Source organism: Solitalea lacus, assembly GCF_022014595.1.
In the GTDB taxonomy this organism is placed as follows: domain Bacteria; phylum Bacteroidota; class Bacteroidia; order Sphingobacteriales; family Sphingobacteriaceae; genus Solitalea; species Solitalea lacus.
Genome location: NZ_CP091740.1, coordinates 2,208,958 through 2,233,009 on the forward strand (window position 1 = coordinate 2,208,958; position 24,052 = coordinate 2,233,009).

Consider the following 24,052-nt stretch of genomic DNA (forward strand, 5'->3'; position numbering starts at 1 on the left):
CTTCTATTGGATGATACCAGAGAGCACTATCTAACTGTTATGCCCTGTTTTCTTAATTCTGCTTTTAAATCAGGAATTAAGATTTCACCGTAATGAAAAACGGAAGCGGCCAAGGCAGCATCAACATTGGTTTTTAAAAATACTTCAGCAAAATGAGCCATATTTCCGGCTCCGCCAGAAGCTATTAAAGGGATTTTCAACCATTGGTTAATTTCACCAAGCAGCTCACAGTCAAAGCCGTTCTTGGTGCCATCATGATCCATGCTGGTGAGTAAAATTTCACCGGCTCCGCGGTCTTGTGCTTCTTTTATCCAATTGTTGGTAATAAGCTCTGTGGGAAGCCTTCCGCCGTTCAAATGAACAATATGTCCTTCTGGCAATCGCTTAGTATCAACAGCTACTACTATAAACTGGCTGCCGAAATTATCTGCAAATGCATTTATTAAATCAGGGTTACGAACTGCTGCAGAATTAATCGAAACCTTATCTGCTCCTGCATTTAACAAAACGTCCGCATCATTTATTTCATTAATGCCTCCGCCAATAGTGAAAGGAATATTGATGTTTTGGGCGATATTTTTTACCAGCTCCACCAATGTTTTACGTTTTTCATGTGTGGCGGTAATGTCTAAGAAAACCAATTCGTCAGCTCCTTGCTCAGCATATTGAATGGCCAGCTCCACAGGATCTCCGGCATCTTTTAGCTCTACAAAATTTACCCCTTTAACAGTACGTCCATCTTTAACATCAAGACAAGGGATAATGCGTTTGGCAAGTCCGCCTTGTTGTTTGTTAATGGAACTGTTTTGCGAATTAGTAAGGATTGTATCTGTATTCAAGTTTAGTACTTTTTAAAATTTTTAGTGTTTACAGGGCTACTAATGATTGCAAATTCCATTGCTTGATTTCATCCACGCTTATTTTGCCTTCATAAATAGCTTTGCCAACCACAGCCGATTCACATTTAATTTCTTTTAGTGCATTTAAATCAGCAATTGAACTTACACCCCCGGAAGCGATCAGTTTGATAAATGGTTTATGATCAAGAAGTTTTTTGTAAAGATCAACCCCACTGCCAGTCAGTTTTCCATCTTTGGCAATATCAGTGCAAAGGAAGCGGAAGAAACCAAGATTCGTACATCTGTCAATGTAGTCCATCAGCTTAACAGGTGAGGATTCCATCCACCCCGAATATTTTATTACTTCATCCAACACGTCAATCGCTACAACCACCTGATCTGAGCATTGATACTGATCGCAAACTTCTTTACTTAAGTTTTCTAAAAAAGTTGGATCTGTAATAGCCTGTGTTCCTACAATTACACGGTGAAAACCAATGGTAAGTAACTCTTTTACTTTATCAATACTTCTTACACCACCACCATATTGCACTTTAATGTTATATTTTTTGATAGCGTTTAGTACATATTGCTGATTTGTAAAGTCTCCTTTTGCTCCATTTAAATCAATAATATGGACGAATTGAGTGCCGGCAGAAATATATTTATCAAGCATTTCTTCTAGGCTTACATCATAAACAGTCTTTTCGTTGTATTTACCCTCACGTAAACGAACAACTTTTTTGTCCAAAATATCAATAGCAGGAATTACGTACATTTTAAAAGTTTTAGTGTGTTGAGTATCTCTGGGTTTATTATAATTCTGAGAAATTCTTTAATAATTGCTCTCCCGTCTTCCCCGATTTTTCAGGGTGAAACTGAACCCCAAAATAATTATTTTTTTGAATGGAAGAAGCGTAAGTTAAACCGTAATTGGTTGTAGCTAAGCTATATTGTTCTGTATGCTCCAAATAATAAGAATGAACAAAATAGAAATAACTATCAGGTTCAATTCCTTTAAACAGGGTGTTGTTATTTAATGCATGGACTTTATTCCATCCCATGTGTGGGATTTTTAAATCTTCAGCAGTAAATCGCAAGGTTTTAATTGGAATAAGGTCAAGCAAATCGGTGTTACCTTCTTCTGAAAACGATGAAAGTAATTGCATTCCCAAACAAATTCCCAAAACAGGTTTTGAAGTTTGTTTAATTAATGGAACCAAACCGGTGGCCGTTAACTGTTTCATGGCTGGAGTTGCATGTCCTACACCTGGTATTATATAACGCTCGCAGCCATCAAAATCTGATACTTTATTTATTATTTTGTGCTTGATATTCAATCGGTTTAGAGCACTTTTTAGCGAAAAGATATTTCCGGCACCGTAGTTTATTACACCTATCATTATAATACTCCTTTTGTACTTGGAAGAACCAGTTTTTCAACATCACGCTTAACGGCCATTTTTATTGCTTTGGCAAAGGCTTTGAATATAGCTTCAATTTTATGATGTTCGTTTAAGCCTTCCGCTCTGATGTTTAAATTGCTGTGTGAAGCATCAGAAAACGATTTAAAGAAATGGAAGAACATTTCTGTAGGCATTTCACCAACTTTTTCGCGTTTAAAATCTGCCTCCCAAACAATCCAATTACGCCCGCCAAAATCAATGGCCACCTGAGCCAAACAATCGTCCATCGGTAAACAAAAACCATAGCGTTCCAAGCCGCGTTTGTCAGTTAACACTTTTGCAAATGCTTCACCTAAGGCTATTCCAGTATCTTCAATAGTATGATGCTCATCAATATGCAAATCGCCAATGGTTTTAATTTTTAAGTCAATAGCACCATGACGAGCGATTTGTTCCAGCATGTGATCAAAAAAATGCAATCCGGTAGAAATGTCTGCTTTGCCGGTTCCGTCAATATTGAGTTCAATTTCAATATCTGTTTCTTTGGTTTTTCGTTCATGCTTAACAGTTCGTTGACCTAGTTTTAAAAAAGAATAGATTTTGGCCCAATCTGTAGTTTCTAATGCAATGAACTCTTTCAGTTCCTCGGCTTTTTCATAAATTTCTCCATGCCCAAGACCTCTGTCTTCATTTAACCAAATAGCCTTTGCGCCTAAGTTTTTTGCAAGCAGAACATCAGTAATTCTATCGCCTAACACAAATGAATTAGCTAAATCATATTTTTCCTGATCAAAAAACTCTGTTAGCAAGCCAGTATTTGGTTTCCTGGTTAGCGCATTGTCTTTGGGGAATGTTCTGTCAATATAAACTCCGTTAAACTTTACACCCTCATTTTCAAACGCTTTGATAATGAAATTTTGAATAGGCCAGAATATTTCTTCCGGAAGCGAGGCTGTGCCAAGTCCGTCCTGATTAGTAACAATTACTAATTCAAAATCAAGCTCACGGGCAATTTTTCCCATATATTCAAATACTTTCGGGTAAAATTCGAGCTTTTCAAAGCTATCAACTTGTTCGTCCTCAGGTTCTAAAACTAAAGTTCCGTCTCTATCTATGAATAATACTTTTTTCATTTATTGTTTAAGGCTGAATAGGTTTAAACTTGCTATATCACAAATTCTTTAATCGTTTTTATTAATGTTTCGTTTTCTGAAGGAGTTCCAATGGTTATTCGCAAACTGTCTTCACATAAAACAACTTTAGAACGATTTCTTACAATAATTCCCTTGTCAACTAAAAAATCGTATAGATAATCAGCATATTTTATTTTAGCTAAAAGGAAATTAGCATCTGATGGATATACTTTTTCTACAATGGAAATTTCGGCCAACTGATTAGCAAGTTTGGTACGTTCCTGAACAGTTTCTTTTATCCAAACATTAACCTGTTCAATATTATTTAAGGCCTCCATTGCTAATTCTTGTGTTGCCTGGCTAATGTTGTAAGGAGGCTTTACTTTGTTATATACATCGATAATATCTTCGCAAGCGAATGCCATTCCTATTCTCAAGGCTGCTAATCCCCATGCTTTAGATAAGGTTTGTAGTACTACAAGATTAGAGTATTCGGTTAATTCCTGAATAAATGTTTTTTGACGGGAGAAATTAATATACGCTTCGTCAATTACCACAATTCCTTGAAAGTTACTTAGCACAGTTTCAATATCCTGACGGTCTATTGAATTTCCGGTTGGATTGTTGGGTGAGCATATGAAAATCATTTTAGTATTTTGATCAATTGCTTCTGCAATTCCTTCCAAATCCAACTGAAAGTTTTCACACAGTTTCACTTTTCTTATCTCGACATCGTTGATGTTTGCCGAAACTTCGTACATACCATAAGTTGGCGGTACAATAATTACATTATCAACGCCAGGGTTACAAAATGCCCTGAAGAGAATATCAATAGCCTCATCAGAACCATTCCCAATAAAAATGTTTTGGGGGGGGACGCCTTTAATAGTGCTGATTTTCTCTTTCAATTTCCATTGCAGAGGATCAGGATAGCGGTTATATGCAGTTGGTAGCGGAGATCCAAAGCTGTTTTCGTTCGCATCAAGATAAATACTTGCTTCGCCACTAAACTCATCGCGTGCTGAAGAGTAGGGAGTAAGCTTTTTTATGTTTTCTCGTAATAGCGAGTTGATATCGATTGTTGTCATCTTTTTTAAGTGAGCCTTAAGAGCGTTAATATGTTTATACTTCCTTCATTCTAACAGTTACTGCATTGGCATGAGCTTGAAGACCTTCCAATTCTGCTAAAACTTCTACTGTCGGGCCAAGGTTTTTAATTCCGGCCTTTGAAATATGTTGAAACGTTATTTTCTTGACAAAGCTATCAACCGAAACTCCTGAGTAACTTCGAGCATAACCTGAAGTAGGTAAAGTATGATTGGTTCCCGAAGCGTAATCTCCTGCAGATTCCGGGGTTAAATGCCCAAGAAATACTGAACCAGCATTAATAATTTCAGGAATCAACTGTTCGTAATTATCAACTTCTAAAATTAAGTGTTCAGGTGCATAAGCATTGCTAAATAGCATGGCTTGTTGCAAGTCGGTTGTTAAAACTGCGTAAGAATTTTCAATAGCTTTTATGGCTATTTCCTTACGTGGTAAGATATTAAGTTGTTTTTGAAGTTCTTTGTTTACCTTTTCAAGTAAAGTTTCCGAATTGCAAACCAAAACTGCTTGACTGTCAGTACCATGTTCAGCCTGCGCTAACAGATCGGCTGCAACATAGGCTGGAATAGCGCTGTCGTCGGCAATAACCAATACCTCTGAAGGCCCCGCCGGCATGTCAATAGCCGTATTAGTGTTACTTTGGATTATGGTTTTTGCCTTGGTAACATATTGGTTCCCAGGTCCGAAAATTTTGTCAACTTTCGGAATACTTTCCGTTCCATAAGCCATGGCCGCAATAGCCTGAGCTCCTCCGGTTAAGTAAATTCGCTTAACACCTAATAATAGAGCACAATAAGCAATATACCCATTAACGGAACCATTTTTTTGAGGTGGAGAACAAACTATGATTTCTTTGCAACCTGCAATTTTAGCCGGCACACCAAGCATTAAGAAGGTACTTGGTAATACTGCCGAGCCCCCCGGAACATAAAGACCCACTCGTTCAATTGCTCGCAGTTCACGCCAACAGGTTACGCCTGTAGTTGTTTCAACTTTGTTTTCCGTTTTTAATTGTTCAAGGTGAAACTTGTGAATATTATAGAAGGCCTTTTCAAGTGCTTTTTGTTCGATTTCGTCAATTTGCCCGGCAAGCTCTTCTATTTCATCAAACTCTATAAACAGTTTACTGAGTTTTACTTTATCAAACTGCTCTGAAAACTGAAACAAAGCTTTATCTCCATCAACTTTAACCTGGTTGATAATGGCTTCCACTGAATTGCCAATTTCATTTGTGGTATCAGCATTACGAGTAATAAGTTGCTGAAGTTGCTGATTGCTTAATTCGTTATAATTATACTTTTTTAGCATGGTAATAGATTGAAAACGTAAGGTAGTCTTACGTTTTAGATCCTACATCTGATTTACAAGATTATTTTCTCTATTGGTAAAACCACAATGCCTTCAGCTCCTGTAGATTTTAAGCGGTTAATTTTATCCCAAAAATCTTTTTCCGGAATTACAGTATGAACAGCAACCCAGTTTTCAGTGGCTAACGGCATAACTGTAGGGCTTTTAATACCTGGTAAAAGCTCTAAAACTCCAGGGAGGTTTTCTTTAGACACGTTCATTACCACATATTTGGTTTGCTCTGCACGTAGTACACTTTGTATGCGTTGCAATAACTCATTAACAATTGGATTTTTGGCAATTCCATTTTTACCAATCAAAACGGCTTCCGAGCGCATTACTTCAGCAAATGGCTTTAACCCATTGCTTTTCAATGTACCACCTGTTGAAACAATATCAAAAATAGCATCACTTAAGCCTAAATTTGTTGAAATTTCAACAGAGCCACTGATTTCTCTAATTTCTGCCGAAATGTTGTTTTCTTGAAGGAATTTATCCAGAATGACCGGGTAGGAGGTGGCAATAGATTTGCCATTAAGGTCACTCAGATTCTGAATGTCACTGTTGTTAGCGATGGCCAGTTTTAGGCTGCATTTACCGAAACCTAATTTTTGAAGATAAGTTACATCAACTTGTTTTTCAGCAATAACATTTTCTCCTACTATTCCTAAGTCAGCTATACCGTCTTGTACATATTCCGGGATATCATCATCCCTCAGGAACAAAATTTCAAGTGGAAAATTGTTAACAGGCGATATCAATGAGCTCTTATAATTCTCAAAGCTTAAGCCGCTTTTCTTGAGTAAATCAACGGACTTTTCGTTTAGTCGGCCTGATTTCTGAATTGCTATTTTTATAGTTTTCATAATTTTCGTAGTGGGTAGCATACAAAAAAGCCTTAATAATGCCTTTTGCAAGCTAACCGCAGTTTTATAAAGAAAGTGTGATTTAAAATTTTGGATTGATACTAAAACTCGCTGCGATTAGGCACAATGATGATGATGCCCATGATGATGGGTACGATGATGCAGCGCGATATGTTTTTTAGTTATCATTAACACTTTTGGAAGTGGATGCACAAAGAAAAGATATACCCTACAAAAAAGCAAGACTAATTTTAAAAAAAAATAAAAATACAAAACCAGTTAAATTGGGAATTGTTAAGGAAAATTGAAGACAGACGGGAAATATAACGTAATCATGTTGATGAATATTAAATAGTTATATTTGAAACGTTTCGTACGTCTGTCTTTCTGTTTAATTGTTTATTATTTGAAAATTTTAGTTAAATACTTTAACTATTCGTTTAGGATAGTTATCGTGCTTCTTTTTGTAAATGGAATTACAGGCTGCGGTCCTAAGCCTTCAGCAACGGGAATCTATTTGTCGGAGTTATTTAAGGATAAGAAATTTAAAAAGTTTGATACAGCAGCTTTCAATGATACATTGCGCAAAGAACTACGATATCAAAGGAAGAATCTTGTAAATTATAAGTTGCTCTCAACCTTTTTTAACGAACAGGCAAAAAGTGATACAGCGTGGTTTATTGCATTGATTAATAATAATCAGCTTGATACGCTCCTTCATTTTGTTAATAAAGCAAATGAACATGGCTTGTCTTCACAACTATTTTATCCTTCAAAAATTGATTCGTTAAAAAAACGTTTCTATCAAGGAAAGTTTGATTCATTACCTCAATTGTATACTTTGGTTGCTAAGCTTCAGATTTATACAGCTAATGCATTGGTTTCCTACTCCTCAAAGGTGAAATACGGTTGTGTAAACCCATCTAAAATTTACACCCGTTATTACATTCCAGTAAAGCGTCCCACTGACTCAATATTGCTAAGTTTATTAAGAAGCCATGATTGGGGTAAAATATTAACAGATATTCAGCCTAAAAGAATTGAATACCTTATTTTACAAAAGGCTTTGGATTCATGTACAAATTTGTATCTAAGAAAAAAGATACTTGTAAACATGGAACGATACAGATGGCAGATTCCATCGGACTCCAACCAGTATATTCAAGTTAATATTCCTGCATTTTCTTTAAAGATGGTTGATAGTGGGAAAACTGTTTTAACAATGGATGTTTGTGTGGGAGAAAAGCGTGTTGATGATTATGCAGCTAAAAAGGAGATTTATCTGAAATCGGGATTAATTGAAGATAAACCGAAGAATCATGAAACTCCTATCATGTATGGTTTAATAAATAATATTCAGTTAAACCCTAAATGGAATATTCCGAATTCAATAGCCCAAACGGAGTTGTTGGCCAAAATCCGTGCTAACCCATACTATTTGGTTAGAAGTGGTATCAGGGTTTATAACAAACAAGGACAAGCTGTTGATCCAACAGAAATTGATTGGGATAATGTTAATCCTAACAATATTCCTTATCGGTTTAAACAAGACCCTGGAGAAGGAAATGCTTTAGGAAAGTTTAAGTTTAACTTTTCTAATAAATCAAGTATCTATCTGCATGATACTCCTAATAAATCAGCATTTATGAAGCAAAACCGTGCAGTAAGTCATGGATGTATTCGTGTTGCCGATCCACTAAATCTGGCCCAGCACTTAGTGAAAAATGCACGCATGTTTGACGATATAAGAATGGAAACAGGTTATCCTCCGATTGATACCTTAAGAATGAAGCGGTTTCTTGAAAAACAGGAAATGCAATCTGCAAACGGCCGGCAAACCCGCTGGATGATATTAAATAATAAATGGCCTCTTTATATTGATTATTATACTTGCGTACCGCTTGATAATGGCGCTTTGAAACTATATGAAGATGTTTACGAGTATGATGAAATTCTACTCGACTCGCTTAAAAGGTTTCTGAAAAAGTAAAATAATTGTAACGGCTTTTTGTTAGTTGAGAATTAAAGTAATTTGTTATTTTTGATTTTTGATGAACTTTCTTTATCCGTCATTCCTATTTGCACTATCGGCTATAGCCATTCCAATTGTTATTCATTTGTTTAATTTCCGCAAGTTTAAACGTGTTCCGTTTACGAATGTGCGTTTTTTGAAGGAAATTAAGCAGCAAACAGATTCACGCTCGCGATTAAAGCACCTGCTGATTCTGACTTGCCGAATATTGGGCATTATATTTTTAGTCCTAGCTTTTGCTCAACCTATTTTACCTACAAGGAATACAATAAATGCAGGTAAACAACATGTATACAGCGTTTATATTGATAATTCAAACAGTATGGACGCCCGTAATACCGAAGGCAATTTGCTTGACGAAGCCAAACGAAAAGCAAGGAGTATTGCTGCTTCTGCCGGTTTAAATGACCGTTTTCAATTGTTAACCAATGATTTTGAAGGCCGTCATCAACGGTTAATTGATAAAGAAGCGTTTTTACGATTTATTGATGAGGTTAAAATCAGTCCTAATAAGAGGAGGGTGGATGAGGTTATTGCCCGTCAAAAGGATTTATTATCTGCTTCTGGGGGAGGAATTAAACATTCATACCTGATTTCCGATTTTCAACGAAACAGTATAGACGAATCCAAACTGCTGTTAGATACAACACTTAACATTACAGCAATACCGGTTGAGGAAGCTAAAACCGTAAATATATCTGTTGATAGTGTTTGGTTTATTTCACCGCTGCATAAAGTCGGTGAAACTGAACAATTGATAGTGAAATTGCGAAATTTTACAGACGAAGACGCATCAAGTGTACCATTGAAACTGTTTATCAATGGAGTTCAAAAAGCTATAGGAAGTGTGGCGGTAAAGGCCAAATCTTCTGCAACAGATACCTTAAATTTTAAACCTGAAGGTACCGGTTGGCAAAAAGGAGAAGTTCAGATTACCGATTTTCCGGTTACATTTGATGATAAATTGTTTTTCTCTTATCAAATTGATCAGAAAGTTAATGTTCTTGAAATAAACGGTAACATAACCAAAAATTATGTTCAAACAGTTTATCAAACTGATGATTACTTCCAAATTACTTCTAATAGTGAAAGTCAGATTGATTACCAGGTAATTCCGCAACAGCGTTTGGTGGTACTTGATCAATTAAGTTCTGTCTCAGGAGGATTGGCACAGCAACTGAACAAGTTTGTGCAATCAGGCGGATCAGTTTTGCTCTTTCCTTCATTTTCAGGAGATGTAAACTCGTACAACTCATTTTTAACTTCTTTAAACGTAGAGAAATTTACAACGGTCGAGGTTGTTGCCAATAAAACCGAAAAAATTAATCTGCAATCAGCAGTCTTTACCGGACTGTTCGAAACCATTCCCCAAAATATTGACCTGCCTTTTGCCAATAGGTATTTCAACACCCAGACTTCAAGTAACACCAGGAGGGAGGTGCTGTTAGGTATGCAAGGGGGAAAACCATTGTTGAGTGTAACTCAGGTAGGTTTGGGTAAAGTATATTTGGCAACCATTCCCTTAAACGATAGTATTACTAATTTGCCAAGACACGCAATTTTTGTACCCATGATGTATAAAATTGCCATGCTTGGTAGTCAGCGTTATCCACTTTATTATACCATTGGCAAAAGTACCTTGCTTGAAACAGCCAAGCTTCCTGCTATTGAACGAAACGAATACAAGCTTAAAAGCAAGGATCTGGAGTTTATACCTGACATTAGAAATGATGAATCAAAATCAAATCTCTATGTAGATGATCAGGTGAAAAAAGATGGAATTTATAATTTTGTAAACGGAAATGAGCAATTGGCTTGCTTTGCATTTAACTACGATCGTTCAGAATCGGACCTTAGTTATTACACAGGCAGCGAGTTGGAGAAAGTACTTGAAGCTAAAAATATAGCTGTATTAAATGCCCCTGCAGATGTTGTTGGAAAAGCCCTTCAAGTTGAAAATTCAGGCAGAAAACTTTGGAAATACTGTATTTTGCTAACACTTCTTTTTTTAGGATCGGAAGTATTGCTGATCAGGTATTTCGAGAAGTTACAGGTTAATGTGGCATAATAAAGCAAATAAAAAAATAACAACTTAAATGAAGTTTCTTATAAAATCAGCCACTATTGTTGATCCAAATTCAAGTTTTAACGGACAAGTAAAGGATATTTTGATCAATGATGGGCAAATTGTTCAAATTGAATCGAATATTAATGCTCCTGGTGCAGAAGTTTATGATGCTACAGGTCAGTTTGTCTCTCCAGGATGGATGGATATGCATGTGAATTTTGGTGATCCAGGTCTTGAGACCAAAGAAGATATTTATAGTGGTTGTAAGGCCGCCGCTGCTGGAGGTTTTACGGCTGTTGCCCTGATGCCAAACACCCAACCGCCATTACATTCAAAAGCTGAAATTGAATATGTAAAAAATAGAGCTAAAGGACAGGTGGTTGATGTATATCCAATAGGAAGTTTAAGCGTTAAACGTGAAGGCGTTGATATTGCTGAATTGTTTGATATGACACAGTCTGGGGCGGTTGCCTTTTCTGACGGAAACAAACCTGTACAGAATGCTGGCTTAATGATGCGTTCTTTGCAATATGCTTCGGCATTTAATGGTTTGGTAATCTCTTATGCCGAAGACGCTTCTATTGCCGAAAAAGCCAAGGTGAATGAAGGAATTACGGCTACGTATTTAGGAATGAAAGGTATTCCAAATTTAGCTGAGGAGTTAATGGTGGCAAGAGATATTTTTCTGACAGAATATACAGGAGGTAAGGTCCATTTTACCACTGTTTCAACTGCCGGGAGTGTTGAACTTATTCGTGCAGCCCGTAAAAAAGGATTAAAGGTAACGGCAGATGTTGCTGCACATCATTTGGTATTGGATGAAACTGTTTTAACGGATTTCGATAGTAATTATAAGGTAAAACCTCCTTTGCGCACTCAAAATGATATTAAGGCCCTTAAAGCTGGTTTGAAAGATGGAACAATTGATGCTGTAGTTTCACAACATACACCACATGAAATAGAGTACAAGGCTCAGGAGTTTGAGACAGCTGCTTATGGCATTTGTGGGTTGGAAACTGCTTATGCTTTGTTTAACATGGGATGTGAGAAAATACTTTCTATTGAAGAGATGGTTGATGCACTGGCAATTAGCCCTCGGGAAATTTTAGGATTAGAAGTTCCTGCAATTGAACTCAATAAAAAAGCTAGTATTACTGTATTTGATCCTGATCATCAATGGGTTTTACAGGAATCATCTATTCTCTCTAAGTCAAAAAACACCCCTTTAATTGGAAAACAATTGAAAGGAAAAGCAATGGCAGTTGTCAATAATGGCCAAATTGTGAAATTATAATTTATAGATTTTTAAATGATGGAGGCCTTTTGGTATTCATCAATTGTAATTCAATATTCTAAATAAAATGGATAAAAAAGTACAAGAGGCTCTTGGAGCGGCTTTGGCTGGATATAAAATCGGTCAGTCTGGTTCATTGCCAGCAAATTTTGAATTAAATGGTTCTGTCAAAGGTTTTTATGAGGCTTTGGTAAAAATCTTCTCAAGTGAAGAGAACTTTAAATCGAAAATGAAAGCAATGGATGATGCATTTGATGAGAATCCAGAGTTTGCGCCCTTGCAAGAGTTTTTCTTCGATCTATTGTTAATCAACTTCTTCCAATCGGATGCAACTCGTTTGGGAGAGGATTACTTGGAGTCGCCTGAATGGGTAAAAATTGAGGATGAAACCATTGACCGAGGAACTGAGCTGCTTAATCTTTTCCTCTACTTACACGAATGTGAAACTGAAAACATTGAACCTGAACTTTCTGATTATCTTAAAGAATTTTTATTGATTGAGGAAGAAGAGTTTCAGGAGGAATTGGAAATCTATGAAGAGGTAGTGGCCAATCAAATGCTGGTAGAAAGCACTTATGGAGAAATTGCCAAAACAGCAAACAAATTAGATGAAACAGCACCGTTGAAAGATTTGTTTTATGTTTTGATGAGTTTCTTCAATGAAACTTATCCTGATGCTGCTGATTTGAAAGAATACTTAAAGCAGGCTGAAAATAAGCCATTTGATACTGCAGCACTTTTTGCTATACTTGTTTATAATAATAACTTATCGGAATTACCCGTAAAAATTAATTAATAAACAAAATTTAAAAAAAACTATGGAGCAAGAAATTCAATTAATTCAAAATTCAAAAATCAGAAGTGAATCCTTACGTTACGGTCTTTATTTAGGCCTAATCGCCATTCTTATCACTTTGGGCGTTTACCTTATAGATGCAACACTGTTGGCTTCATTCAAAGTGGGTGGTCTTTCATTAGTTGTTTTTATAGTGTTTCTGGTTATTGCCATGAGAAACATAAGAAATTCGGTAGGAGGCTACTGGGATTTTCGTCAGGCGTTTGTCTCTTGCTTTATTATTTTGGCTGTATCTGCCGTTATCGGTCAAATATTTGTGTATATACTCCACAATTTCATTGATCCAACTCTATCTGAAACCTTAAAAACTGCTGTAATCAATCAAACTGAAGGCATGTTGGCTAAGTTTGGCACTCCGCAGGATAAAATTGACGAAGCTCTTAAAGAGATCGAAAAGAAAGATATGTCAGTTACATTTAAATCTACAGTTGTTCAGTTAGGAGGCACTTTGGTATTTTATGCAATAATTTCTCTTATAATGGGAGCTGTATTAAAAAAAGCTAAACCGATGTTTGACGCCCAATAGGTAATTATTGCCAGGAACTTTTATATTTTTGTCCCGTCCGAAAAAGACGGGACATTTATGTTTTAATGAATTACCGTAATTCTTAGAATTAAATCAAAATCACATATTTAAAATTGACTAAAAAGATATAGGATTGAGTTAAAGTGCGCTTCAATCTTAATCTTTAAATCGCAGATCGAATAAATGAAAGATATTTCAGTAGTAGTACCTTCATACAACGAAGATGAATCGTTACCGGAGTTAACCAATTGGATTGAACGAGTAATGAAGGAAAACAACTTTTCTTACGAAGTAATTTTTGTTGATGACGGTAGCACCGACCGTACCTGGGAGGTAATTGAAGAGCTAGAAAGAAAAAATGATAATGTTCGCGGCATTAAATTCCGTAGAAACTATGGAAAATCAGCTGCATTGAATGTTGGTTTTGAGGCTGCTCAAGGGAGTGTTGTAATTACTATGGATGCTGACCTTCAAGACAGTCCGGATGAAATTCCTGCTCTTTATAGCAGAATCGTAAATGAAGGTTTTGATTTGGTTTCTGGTTGGAAGAAAAAACGCTATGATCCAATTACCAAAACCATTCCTACCAAATTGTTCAATGCGGCTACGCGTAAGATGTCAGGTATCGAATTAAATGATTTTAATTGCGGTTTAAAGGCTTACAGATACGATGTGGTAAAAAGCATTGAAGTGTATGGTGAAATGCATCGATACGTTCCTGTAATTGCAAAATGGGCAGGTTTTAAGAAAATAGGAGAACAGGTTGTTGAGCACCGTGCTCGTAAATACGGAACCACGAAGTTTGGAATGAGCCGTTTTATTAATGGTTTTTTGGACTTGCTTTCTATCTTCTTTGTTGGAAAATTTTCGAAACGTCCAATGCACTTTTTCGGTGCGATGGGGGTGTTAAGCTTTTTTATCGGATTTTTTGTTACAATTTGGCTTTTAGTAGAAAAACTGGTTTCAATTGCACGTCATGTCCCTTACCGCGATGTAACTAATAACCCTTTGTTCTTCATCGCGTTAATTGCCATTGTAATAGGTTTTCAATTGTTTCTAACCGGCTTTTTGGCTGAACTGGTTTCTCGTAATGCACCTGAACGTAATACGTACCAGATAGAAAAGGAGATTTAGTTATAACCTGAAACTTGTATTGAAAAATTGAAAATGACAGAAACGAAAGATTCACTTCTGTTATTTTCAATTTTTTTGTTTTGGTAGGTAAACAGATGGCAAGGCAGAGGCTTCATTTGTTTTAATGCTGCATGTTTTAGTAATTTTCAACACTTAAATTTTCAAAACGAATTAATGAATATTATACTCGTTGGGCCTGCTTATCCATTTCGTGGCGGAATTGCGCAAAGTCAAGCTATCCTTTTTCAGCATTTATCAAAAGATAACAATGTAAGCATCGTAAATTTCAAAAGACAATATCCAGGCCTTCTGTTTCCGGGAAAGAGTCAGTTTGAAGAGGGTGAAGATGTTTTTGGTATTCCTCAAGAAAAGAACAGAAGGTTAATTGATATTCTGAATCCTTTTTCATGGATATCTACTGGAATTAAAATTGCCAGAATGAAGCCGGATGTGGTCATTTTTTCGTATTGGATGCCTTTTTTTGCACCTTGTTATGCAAAAATAGCATTCTTTATTAATCGCTTTTGTAAGACCAGAATATTGCTGATTTGCCATAATATTCTTCCGCATGAGAAGCAACCTGGTCAAAACTTGCTGACTAAAATTTTGTTTGCTCAGGTTGATGGATTTATGGTATTGAGTGATAGTGTTGAAAATGATTTGAAGAAGTTCAATAAAACAAAACCATATCGTAATTCACCTCATCCAATTTACAACACTTTTGGCGTCGCGGTGGAGAAATTTGAAGCTCGTAATCAAATCAAGCATCTGTATAATGTTGATTTAGCTGACGAAAATGTAATGCTGTTTTTTGGTTTTATTCGTAAGTATAAAGGTTTGCATTATCTGCTAGATGCTATTCCGGCTGTTTTAAAGCAACAAAATGTAAAGCTTTTGATCGTAGGTGAATATTATGAGGATGAGCAGCCTTACATAGATCAAATCGCCAAATTGGGTGTTGAAAATCAAATAATCCAAGTATCTAAATATGTGCCTAATGAGCATATTCGTTATTTCTTTTGTGCATCAGATTTAGTGGTTCAACCTTACATATCCGCCACCCAGAGTGGGATTTCTCAAATAGCTTATTTCTACGATCGTCCGATGATCAGTACAAGGGTAGGGGCATTAAGTGAAGTGGTAATTAACGGTAAAACGGGATTTATTGTTGAACCTGAAAATAGTAATGAATTAGCATTAGCCATTAATCGATTTTATGCTGAATCACTTGAAAGGGAGTTTGCTGATAATATAGAAATTGAGAAGGAAAAGTATTCTTGGGACTACTTTGTAGCTAGATTAAAAGAACTTTTCTAAAGTAATTGGTTTATATAAAAAAAGAGATGTTTCGTTGTTGAAACATCTCTTTTTTTATGTGATTATCAGGTGTTTATTTGTAAATAAACTCTCCGAATTCTGATTTTATAGTCACTTTTTTACCCGTATATTCTTCAACGCGTCCCACAATTTGGGCATCAATATTAAATGATTTACTAATACTGATTATGTCTGCGGCAATTTCTTCCGGAACATATAATTCCATACGATGCCCCATGTTAAATACTTTGTACATTTCCTTCCAATCGGTATTTGATTGCTCTTGTATTAACTTAAACAATGGAGGTACTGGGAATAAGTTGTCTTTGATAACGTGTAAATCATCAATAAAGTGCAATACTTTAGTTTGAGCGCCTCCGCTGCAATGCACCATTCCATTAATTTGTTTTCTGTACTTTTCTAAAATCTTTTTAATAACAGGCGCATAAGTGCGGGTTGGAGACAAAACTAACTTTCCTGCATTAATTTGACCGAATCCTTCAACCTCAACCTTATCTGTTAGATTTTTATTGCCAGAGAAAACAAGTTCGTAAGGAACGGCAGGGTCATAACTTTCCGGGAATTTATCGGCAATGGTTTTGTTAAACACATCATGACGTGCAGATGTTAAACCGTTGCTGCCCATACCACCATTATATTCTGATTCATAAGTGGTTTTTCCATAAGATGTTAAACCTACAATTACATCGCCTGCCTTGATGCGATCATTTGAAATTACATCTTCACGTTTCATTCGGCAGGTAACTGTTGAGTCAACGATAATGGTTCTTACTAAATCGCCCACATCAGCGGTTTCTCCACCAGTTGAATAAATGCTGATGCCATGTTCACGTAATTCAGTCAAAATTTCTTCAGTTCCGTTAATAATGGCCGCAATTACTTCTCCCGGAATCAAATTTTTATTTCGGCCAATGGTTGAAGAAAGCAAAATATTATCAACAGCACCAACACATAACAAGTCATCAATATTCATGATGATGGCATCCTGAGCTATACCTTTCCAAACGCTAATATCTCCGGTTTCTTTCCAGTAAATATAGGCAAGTGATGATTTGGTTCCGGCGCCGTCGGCATGCATAATGTTGCAGTAGGCCTCATCACCACCTAAAACATCAGGAATTATTTTGCAGAAAGCTTTAGGGAAAATTCCCTTATCAATATTTTGAATAGCGGCATGAACATCTTCTTTGGAAGCCGATACACCTCTTAAATTATAACGAGCATCTGTTTGCATAGCGCAAAGATAAAATTTTTTAGGGGTTGATGAGGGTGCTTTTTTAATGCTAATTACTTGGGAGGTAATTGTATGATTAAAAATCCAGATGGGGATAATATAATTATTAGGGAAATATTTATCATTCATAAATTTTTTTCTTTTGAGTGCCAATATGTTATGCATGCATTGTAGTTTGTTGTTTTGTATTAAATACTTAATGCCTGAATTTCGCCGTTCAAATTACTAACAACTCATTTATTATTAGTAATTTATATACAATTTATTCAATAGCATTATGAAGAAAATTTTACTATCAGCCCTTATGATGACGATATTATGTACAGGGGCATTGGCACAAAATGTTGATGTGGAACCTAAGGCTGGTCGCGGTTGGTATATTAGAGGTGGAGCAAGTTATTTTTTTAGCATTACCCCGGGGGAGTTTCCCAATGTAAGCGAATTTCAGCCCTATGCAACTCAAGGTAACCTATTAAATCCGGCTACTGGTGCCAGAGATACAACCTACATGAAAAACCTTACCGGTTCATATGGAGAAGGAGTTCGTGGTGGTATTGCTGGAGGTTATATGTTTAATAAAACCTTAGGTGTTGAAGTGGATGTAAACTATTTTAAAAGCGTTAAAAATCTGATGTCTTCAGATGAAGTATTTGCCGGTGGAAATGTAATTGCATCTCGAAAATCAAGAGGTTATGTTCAGGCTGTTACTTTAGCGCCAAGCTTGGTTTTTGCCTTACCTATTGAGGGTAAATTTAAACCATATACCCGCATTGGTTTTACAGTACCACTTTGGGGTACATTAACTATTGAATCATCGGGAAAACGACCTGGTATTATAACCGATCCTAATTCCCCGTTACTTGGCCAACAAATTATTACTGAAGTTTCCAGAGTTGAAAAGGTCGATCCTAAACCTACTATCGGTTTTCAAGGAGCCTTGGGTGTAAGTTACAAGTTCATGGAAAATTTAGGTTTCTACGCTGAAACTGAATATCGAAATATTCCGGTAGGTAGTAAAAACAAAGAGACTACTGAATACACAAGGGTTACTCGATTAGCTGCTAATGGAACGGTGATTCAATCGCGGGGTATTAATGATTTGAAAACATATGAGCGCCAAACAAATTATCAAAAAGAGTTAACCACTACATCTAATAACCGTATTACTAACAAAGCTTCTTTTGATGAAAATAAACCGTTAGATGATAATAGAAATTATATAAATATTGGTGGTTTAGGTTTTAGCGTTGGATTGAAGTATAGTTTTTAAAATAGCCTAAAGAAAGCTATAAGTGAAAAGGCCTGAAATTAAACTTAATTTCAGGCCTTTTCACTTATATGAAAGGTTAGGGGAATTACATTGCTTCAGCAACTACTTCAGTTACTTCAGGTACCATTCGTTTTAGAAGGTTTTCAATTCCTGCTTTTAAAGTTATAGTTGAAGACGGACAGCCGCTGCATGATCCTTTTAATACTACGGTTACAACTCCTGCTTCATCAAATGATTTGTAGTGAATTGCGCCTCCGTCTTGCTCCACAGCCGGGCGTACATAATCATGTAAAATTTGTTGGATTTTTTTCTCAATATCGGTTCCTTCAAAAATTACTTCTTCCTTGTGATTATCCACAATTTTAAGTTCCGATTCAACAGCTCCTTTTACAAATTCTTTTAAAATGGGAACAAGATCATCCCAGTCGGCACCGGCAACTTTAGTCACGGTAACAAAATTACTTGCAAAGAAAACACCATCAACAAATGAAAATTTGAATAATTCACGTGCAAAAGGAGAGTCTTGGGCGCTTTCCTTAGTTGCAAAGTCTTTGCTACCATTGATTAAAAGTTTATTAGTAATAAACTTCATAGTAGCCGGATTAGGCGTTATTTCGGTATAAACGTTTACAGTTGCTGTTAAACTCATCCTTTTGTCTGTTTATTTAGAATAAGTACAAAGATAGACAAAAAAGGTTTTATGATTTTTAGATTTTAGAAATAGAGGCGTAATAAGTTCAAATTATGCCGTTGTGAGATTCAGTGGAAAAAAATAATGCAGAGCTGATTAACTCTGCATTATATCTCTGTAAACTACCAGGATATTAATACCCGGTGTATGAATGTGGACTAAATTGTTTTAACTCATTTTTTACCGAATCGCTTACATTTAAGCTGTCAATAAACGTATGGATACTTTTCTGAGTAATCTGCTCATTTGTGCGAGTAAGCTCTTTTAAAGCTTCGTATGGTTTAGGGTAGCCTTCTCTGCGTAAAACAGTTTGAATTGCTTCAGCAACAACGGCCCAATTGTTATCTAAATCAGCATCGATAGTGGCCTTATCCAATAAAAGTTTGTTTAAACCTTTTATTGTAGCTTTATATGCAATAATAGTATGGGCAATTGGTACGCCAATATTACGTAATACGGTTGAATCAGTTAAATCACGTTGTAAACGAGAGATAGGTAATTTTGCTGCAAAATGCTCAAATAAAGCATTAGCAATTCCAAGGTTACCTTCAGAGTTTTCAAAATCGATTGGATTAACCTTGTGAGGCATTGCTGATGAACCAACTTCACCGGCTTTTATTTTCTGGCGGAAATAATTCATAGAAATATATGTCCAGAAATCACGATCAAGGTCAATCAAAATGTTGTTGATGCGTTTAAAGCTATCGCAATGAGCTGCAAAGTTATCATAATGCTCAATTTGTGTTGTTAATTGAGATCGATTCAATGTCAATTGTTCATTAACGAATTTATTTCCGAAGGCAATCCAATCAGTATTAGGATAAGCCGCTTTATGTGCATTGAAATTACCTGTGGCTCCACCAAATTTTGCAGAAAAAGGAACTTGTTTCAACAAATTAAGTTGCGCCTCAAAACGCTCAATGAATACTCCGATTTCCTTACCTAGTTTAGTTGGTGAAGCTGGCTGGCCATGTGTGCGCGCCATCATTGAGATTTCTGCCCACTCATCACGAAGCTCTTTTAAGCGGGTAAGTAGCTTAGTAAATTCAGGAAGATAAACACGCTCAACAGCATGCTTAAGCATTAACGGAGTAGCTGTATTATTAATGTCTTGAGATGTCAGACCAAAATGGATGAATTCTTTATATTTTTCCAGGTTAAGATTATCAAACTGCTCCTTAATAAAGTATTCTACCGCTTTAACATCATGGTTGGTGGTCTTTTCAATCTCTTTTATTTGCTCGGCATCATCCTCACTGAAATCAGTATAAATTTCACGCAGTTGCTCATATTTCGATTTGTCAAAATCTGCTAGTTGAGGTAAAGGAAGTTCGCAAAGTGCAATAAAGTATTCAATTTCTACGCGAACGCGGTATTCAATTAAAGCTGCTTCAGAAAAGTAAGCTGCCAGTTCATGAGTAGCATTTCTATATCGGCCATCAACAGGAGAGATTGCCGTAAGTGTATTTACCAACATATAAGGAACGATTTTTTTGAAAATGCAAAGATGCCAAAAAAAGCGCAAATAATTAACAGTAAATGCTATTATACACGAAAGAACAATGCTTTTTGCTTAAACGAATTGACTGTTGGTTGAACATTTATTGTGCATGCTTTGTAAAATGTGCGTGACGGAAACGCTGGAAACTTTTGAAGTTGAATTTGTTTCCATAGTTTTGTTTTGAAATGGAAAAAGAAGAACTCCAACGACTACGCATACTTGAAGCTTCGTACAAATTGTTTTCAACATACGGAGTGAAAAGTATTACCATGGATGACATAGCACGTGAACTTGCCATGTCAAAAAAAACTATTTACCTGTATTACAATGATAAAGATGATCTGGTAACTCAATTGATTCGTTTTGTTTTGGATAGACATGTGATTGAAATGGATGAATGTGCTTCAAAGGCCAATGACCCGATTCATGAAATTTTTCTTATGACAGAACAGGTTGAGAAAATGCTGAAAACGATTAATCCGAGCATGTTTTATGATTTGCAAAAGTACCATGCCAATGCATGGAACTCTTTTGAAGAGTTTAAGTTCAATCACGTATACAATTGCATTTTACAGAATTTGACGAAGGGTGTGGAAAAAGGACTTTATCGAAAAGGTATTAACCTTGAAATTTTAGCACACATGCGTGTGTTGCAGGTTTCAAGCATTTTTAATCCATTGTATTTTCCTGCTACCCGTTTCAATATTAACGAAGTACAAAATCAACTTACCGATCATTTTATGCACGGAGTTGCAACCCTAAAAGGACATAAACTAATCAATAAATACTTACAAGTAACCGAAGAAGAATAAACTATTATGAAACCTCTACTAACACTTATCATGACAGGTTTACTAACAACGGGTTCGGCTCTTGCCCAAGAGCGAGCGCAGGTGCATGTTTTTAAACTGGAGGATTGTTTAAGTTATGCCTATGAACATCAGAATACCATTTTAAATGCCAAATTGGATGAACAAACTGCTTCAGCTAAAGTGAAAGAAACTTTAGGAATTGGATTGCCCCAAGTAAATGGTGAAGCAAATTTTCAGCATTTTATGGATATTCCTACCACAATTATTCCTGACTTTATTAGTCCAGCTGTTTATGGAGTTTTAGAGAAGGAAGGTGTTGAAGGCAATAACGGTCCAATTACCAAACCTTCTGAATTTGGTGGAGTTCCTGCTCAATTTGGTACAAAAAACACATTTACAGCTACATTAAGTATTTCACAATTGTTGTTTGATGGAACTTATTTAATGGGACTTAAAGCTGCAAAGGTGTATAAAGAATTATCTACCAAAAATGTTAAAAGAACGCAGATTGACACCAAAGAAGCAGTTTCAAAAGCATATTACAGTGTAATTGTAAATAATGCTTATTTGAATACTGTTGAAATATCGATTGAGCGTTTACGTGAAGCCTACAAACAAACCGAAGCTTTGAATAAAAGTGGGTTTGCTGAAAAAATTGATGTAGAACGTATAAAGGTATTGCTAAACAATGCTGAAACTCAAAAGAAAACAATTAAACGCTTATCGGATCTGAATGCTTATTTGCTAAAGTATCAGATGGGGATGCCGGTAACTGATAGTTTAGTTGTTAATCAAAAACTGGAAGATATGAAGCTTGATGCCATGATGCCTTCACTCGAAGGTGTCAATGTTGAAAACCGTATTGAGTACTCTTTGCTTCAAACTCAAAAGCGTTTGTTAGAATATGACTTAAAACGCTATAAGTTGGCTTATGTGCCAAGTGTTGCCGCTTATGCAAGCTTTGGCCAAACAGGACAGAATAATTCGTTTATCAAAACATTTGAAAAGTTTTTCCCAACCAATCTGGTAGGTGTCAGGTTCTCAATTCCATTATGGAGCAGCGGCCAACGCCAACAGCGTATAAACATGGCAAAGTTTAACCTTACCAAAACGGAAAACGATATGGTGAACCTTAAAAATACGTTGAACCTTTCATTGAAAAATGCTGCGGTAGGGTTTGAAAATAACAAAGATGAGGTAGATAACCAAAACAGAAATCTTGAACTGGCGAGAGAAGTGGCAAGGGTAACAAAGATAAAGTATAATCAGGGTGTGGGTTCAAGCTTGGAGGTTACAACAGCCGAAACTGATCTTAAATCTGCCGAAAATAATTATTACACGGCTGTTTATAGTGCAATTCTATCATGGATTGAATTACAAAAAGCTATGGGAAATTTTAATTAATCAACTAAACTGTAAAAGCTACTCAAATGAATACGTATAAATCAATTTCGATTATTGCTTTAGCTGGGTTAATGGCCTCTTGCGGAAGCACCAACTCTACTGATAAAAAAACACAGCTTGAAAATTTAAAGAAAGAACAAGCTAAAATTGCCGCTCAAATCAAAGAAATTGAAGGTGAATTGGCAAAAACAGATACCTCTACAACCAGAAAAGTACGGTTTGTTGAAATTGCTGGGGTAACATCTGGAAGTTTTAAACACTATATAGATATTCAAGGAAGAATTGAAGCCGTTGAAAACGTAAATGTTTCAGCACAAGCACCCGGTACAATTACAAATATTTATGTTACCGAGGGGCAGGGTGTAAAAAAAGGGCAGGTGCTGGCTCAACTTAACAATGCCGTTTTATTAAGTCAAATAGAGGTTGTTAAAACTAATTTGGCGTTGGCCAATACTGTTTACAATCGTCAAAAAGCGCTTTGGGATCAAAAAATAGGAACTGAAATTCAGTATTTGCAAGCAAAGAGTGCTAAGGAAGGTCTTGAACGTCAATTAGCTTCTATGGATGATCAGGCCGATCTAACTAAAATTAAATCCCCAATTAACGGTACTGTTGATGCCGTTATTGCAAAATTAGGCGATGCTGCATCTCCAGGTATGCCTTCATTCAGGGTGGTAAATGCCGGAAATCTTAAAGCTCGTGCAACTGTTGCTGAAAGTTATGCAGCAAATGTACAGCAAGGTGATGAGGTTAAAATAGTATTGCCAGATTTAAATAAAGAAGTAAACGCACATGTTTCTTTCGTTAGCCGTTCAATTGATCCGTTAACCCGTTCATTTACGGTTGAAGCAAAATTGCCTTCGGATCCTGCTTACCGTGCCAACATGGTGGCTGTAATGAAAATTGTAGATTATAATTCTGCCAAAGCGGTAACAATTCCAGTTAATGCAGTTCAAAATGTAAATAATGAAACATTTGTACTGGTAGCTGATAAGGCAAACGGAAAAGAAGTAGCACGCAAAAAAGCAGTTAAAGTAGGTAAAATTTATAATGGTAAAGCTGAAATTGTTAACGGTTTATCAGAAGGAGATAAGTTAATTACAATTGGCTATCAAGGCTTAAATGATGGTGAAGCTATCAAATTTTAAAGAAATAAGTTTTGTGCTTACTAAAAAGCTAACATTTAATAGCTAA

21 protein-coding genes are annotated in these 24,052 nt (G+C 36.1%); 11 read left to right on the forward strand and 10 right to left on the reverse strand.

The window, feature by feature from the left end:
* Window positions 1–26: 26 nt before the first annotated feature.
* From hisF to hisG, 7 genes are all read right to left on the reverse strand, one after another.
* On the reverse strand, window positions 27–797 hold the full coding sequence (gene hisF, locus L2B55_RS09365; protein WP_237850282.1) for an imidazole glycerol phosphate synthase subunit HisF: 771 nt from the start codon (window positions 795–797) through the stop codon (window positions 27–29).
* Between the two features lie 70 nt (window positions 798–867).
* Window positions 868–1,617, reverse strand: coding sequence for a 1-(5-phosphoribosyl)-5-[(5-phosphoribosylamino)methylideneamino]imidazole-4-carboxamide isomerase (locus tag L2B55_RS09370; protein ID WP_237844348.1), 750 nt, complete (start codon window positions 1,615–1,617; stop codon window positions 868–870).
* Between the two features lie 37 nt (window positions 1,618–1,654).
* Window positions 1,655–2,242: an imidazole glycerol phosphate synthase subunit HisH gene (hisH, locus tag L2B55_RS09375; protein WP_237844350.1), complete on the reverse strand. Its 588-nt coding sequence runs from the start codon at window positions 2,240–2,242 to the stop codon at window positions 1,655–1,657.
* Window positions 2,242–3,378: a bifunctional histidinol-phosphatase/imidazoleglycerol-phosphate dehydratase HisB gene (gene hisB, locus L2B55_RS09380; RefSeq protein WP_237844352.1), complete on the reverse strand. Its 1,137-nt coding sequence runs from the start codon at window positions 3,376–3,378 to the stop codon at window positions 2,242–2,244. The genes hisH and hisB overlap by 1 nt, the downstream gene beginning before the upstream one ends.
* Window positions 3,379–3,410: 32 nt before the next feature.
* The gene (gene hisC / locus L2B55_RS09385) at window positions 3,411–4,466 is read right to left on the reverse strand and encodes a histidinol-phosphate transaminase (protein ID WP_237844354.1); all 1,056 of its coding nucleotides are present in this window, start codon (window positions 4,464–4,466) and stop codon (window positions 3,411–3,413) included.
* A 34-nt stretch (window positions 4,467–4,500) separates the two neighbouring features.
* Entirely contained in the window at window positions 4,501–5,793 is a 1,293-nt protein-coding gene (gene hisD / locus L2B55_RS09390) for a histidinol dehydrogenase (protein ID WP_237844356.1), read from the reverse strand.
* A gap of 53 nt (window positions 5,794–5,846) precedes the next feature.
* Complete coding sequence (gene hisG / locus L2B55_RS09395) at window positions 5,847–6,698, reverse strand: ATP phosphoribosyltransferase (RefSeq protein ID WP_237844358.1); 852 nt, start codon at window positions 6,696–6,698, stop codon at window positions 5,847–5,849.
* Between the two features lie 406 nt (window positions 6,699–7,104).
* On the opposite strand from hisG, the gene L2B55_RS09400 reads away from it, so the two are divergent.
* The 7 genes from L2B55_RS09400 to L2B55_RS09430 all read left to right on the forward strand — a co-directional run bounded on the left by L2B55_RS09400 (window position 7,105) and on the right by L2B55_RS09430 (window position 15,925).
* The gene (locus L2B55_RS09400; protein ID WP_237844360.1) at window positions 7,105–8,688 is read left to right on the forward strand and encodes a L,D-transpeptidase family protein; all 1,584 of its coding nucleotides are present in this window, start codon (window positions 7,105–7,107) and stop codon (window positions 8,686–8,688) included.
* A gap of 61 nt (window positions 8,689–8,749) precedes the next feature.
* Complete coding sequence (locus tag L2B55_RS09405) at window positions 8,750–10,798, forward strand: vWA domain-containing protein (protein ID WP_237844362.1); 2,049 nt, start codon at window positions 8,750–8,752, stop codon at window positions 10,796–10,798.
* Between the two features lie 28 nt (window positions 10,799–10,826).
* Complete coding sequence (locus L2B55_RS09410) at window positions 10,827–12,092, forward strand: dihydroorotase (RefSeq protein WP_237844364.1); 1,266 nt, start codon at window positions 10,827–10,829, stop codon at window positions 12,090–12,092.
* A 67-nt stretch (window positions 12,093–12,159) separates the two neighbouring features.
* Window positions 12,160–12,888, forward strand: a complete 729-nt coding sequence (locus L2B55_RS09415) for a hypothetical protein (protein WP_237844366.1) — start codon at window positions 12,160–12,162, stop codon at window positions 12,886–12,888.
* Window positions 12,889–12,910: 22 nt separating this feature from the next.
* Entirely contained in the window at window positions 12,911–13,474 is a 564-nt protein-coding gene (locus L2B55_RS09420; RefSeq protein ID WP_237844368.1) for a DUF4199 domain-containing protein, read from the forward strand.
* A gap of 183 nt (window positions 13,475–13,657) precedes the next feature.
* A complete protein-coding gene (locus L2B55_RS09425) occupies window positions 13,658–14,608 on the forward strand; it encodes a glycosyltransferase family 2 protein (protein WP_237844369.1) in 951 nt (316 codons plus the stop codon).
* A 174-nt stretch (window positions 14,609–14,782) separates the two neighbouring features.
* Window positions 14,783–15,925: a glycosyltransferase gene (locus tag L2B55_RS09430; RefSeq protein ID WP_237844371.1), complete on the forward strand. Its 1,143-nt coding sequence runs from the start codon at window positions 14,783–14,785 to the stop codon at window positions 15,923–15,925.
* A gap of 73 nt (window positions 15,926–15,998) precedes the next feature.
* Here the strand turns inward: L2B55_RS09430 and L2B55_RS09435 are convergent, their stop codons facing one another.
* The gene (locus L2B55_RS09435) at window positions 15,999–17,180 is read right to left on the reverse strand and encodes an AIR synthase related protein (protein ID WP_237844373.1); all 1,182 of its coding nucleotides are present in this window, start codon (window positions 17,178–17,180) and stop codon (window positions 15,999–16,001) included.
* 277 nt (window positions 17,181–17,457) lie between these two features.
* On the opposite strand from L2B55_RS09435, the gene L2B55_RS09440 reads away from it, so the two are divergent.
* Entirely contained in the window at window positions 17,458–18,450 is a 993-nt protein-coding gene (locus L2B55_RS09440; protein ID WP_237844375.1) for an outer membrane beta-barrel protein, read from the forward strand.
* Window positions 18,451–18,535: 85 nt separating this feature from the next.
* Here the strand turns inward: L2B55_RS09440 and L2B55_RS09445 are convergent, their stop codons facing one another.
* Both L2B55_RS09445 and purB read right to left on the reverse strand, forming a co-directional pair.
* Window positions 18,536–19,099 (reverse strand): NifU family protein, encoded by a 564-nt coding sequence (locus L2B55_RS09445; RefSeq protein ID WP_237844377.1) that lies wholly within the window; start codon window positions 19,097–19,099, stop codon window positions 18,536–18,538.
* Between the two features lie 175 nt (window positions 19,100–19,274).
* Entirely contained in the window at window positions 19,275–20,618 is a 1,344-nt protein-coding gene (gene purB, locus L2B55_RS09450) for an adenylosuccinate lyase (RefSeq protein ID WP_237844379.1), read from the reverse strand.
* A 209-nt stretch (window positions 20,619–20,827) separates the two neighbouring features.
* Between purB and L2B55_RS09455 the strand changes: the two genes are divergently transcribed.
* Genes L2B55_RS09455 through L2B55_RS09465 form a run of 3 tightly spaced genes read left to right on the forward strand, consistent with a single transcriptional unit; the run spans window position 20,828 to window position 24,006 of the window.
* Entirely contained in the window at window positions 20,828–21,454 is a 627-nt protein-coding gene (locus tag L2B55_RS09455) for a TetR/AcrR family transcriptional regulator (protein WP_237844381.1), read from the forward strand.
* A gap of 6 nt (window positions 21,455–21,460) precedes the next feature.
* Window positions 21,461–22,858, forward strand: coding sequence for a TolC family protein (locus L2B55_RS09460; protein WP_237844383.1), 1,398 nt, complete (start codon window positions 21,461–21,463; stop codon window positions 22,856–22,858).
* A 26-nt stretch (window positions 22,859–22,884) separates the two neighbouring features.
* Window positions 22,885–24,006, forward strand: coding sequence for an efflux RND transporter periplasmic adaptor subunit (locus L2B55_RS09465; protein WP_237844385.1), 1,122 nt, complete (start codon window positions 22,885–22,887; stop codon window positions 24,004–24,006).
* The last annotated feature ends 46 nt before the right edge of the window (window positions 24,007–24,052 follow it).